The following is a 1113-nucleotide window of genomic DNA, read 5'->3' as shown; positions in this document are numbered from 1 at the left end:
CATTTAAAAATGAATAAATAGCGGGCAAAGCACAAATCAATTGAACTTAAACCTATAATAAAGCTCAAGATCTTTATCCATAAGCTTGAGGGCTTTCTTAACTTTAAATACTTAGACATAATCATCTACACCTCATTATCTCTATTGGTTGTTTTATTGTTATTCATTTAATTGGAGGGTAATGAACATTATCACGCCGCCATAACCATAATATCTCTCATATTTACACTTTAAATACATGAAATAAAAAAGAGATATTATGCTGAGTTTTTACAAAGAAAATTGGTTCAACAACATCAAGGGAGACTTATTATCGGGAGTCGTGGTAGCACTGGCCTTAATCCCAGAAGCTATCGCATTTTCCATCATTGCCGGGTTAGATCCCCAAGTGGGGCTGTATGCCTCTTTTTCAATATGTGTGGTCATTGCCTTTACAGGTTCACGCTCTGGCATGATCTCGGCTTCGACTGGCGCAATGGCGCTGCTGATGACAACGCTGGTAAAAGAGCATGGCCTTGAGTATCTATTAGCTGCCTCATTTTTTACTGGGTGCCTGCAGTACATTATTGGCTTGCTCAGACTGGGCGATTTGATGCGCTTTGTGTCGCGCTCTATTGAGACTGGCTTTGTTAATGCCCTCGCTATCCTTATTTTTATGGCACAACTGCCAGAGTTAACCGGGGTGACTTGGCATGTCTACGCGCTAACCGCTGCTGGGTTGGGTATTATCTACCTGTTTCCATTTATCCCTAAACTAGGCAAGCTGTTACCTTCGCCGCTGGTGTGTATTATTGCCGTTACCGTTTTTACGGTAGTGTTCAAGCTCGATGTCCGCACGGTGGGCGACATGGGTGCATTGCCTGACTCTTTACCGGTTTTCTTGTTGCCAAATGTCCCGTTTTCAATCGCGACACTGCAAGTCATTTTCCCCTATTCGCTGGCATTGGCCGTGGTCGGTGTGCTCGAATCGATGATGACGGCAAAAATTGTCGACGATATTACTGATACGCCAAGTGACAATAACGATGAATGCAAAGGCCAGGGGATCGCGAACATGGTGTCAGCACTATTCGGCGGTATGGCGGGGTGTGCAATGATAGGACAGTCGATGAT

General features: G+C 44.0%; 1 protein-coding gene. It reads left to right on the top strand.

Annotated features, from left to right (window positions below; genetic code table 11):
- Positions 1–259: 259 nt before the first annotated feature.
- Positions 260–1113 (top strand): SulP family inorganic anion transporter (locus BIZ37_RS30225; protein ID WP_187464683.1); only part of this gene is annotated, 854 nt, incomplete at its 3' end.

Source organism: Photobacterium sp. BZF1, assembly GCF_014349205.1.
In the GTDB taxonomy this organism is placed as follows: Bacteria; Pseudomonadota; Gammaproteobacteria; order Enterobacterales; family Vibrionaceae; genus Photobacterium.
Note: the sequence above shows the minus strand (reverse complement) of the source record. Positions and strands in the feature narration are given on the sequence as shown.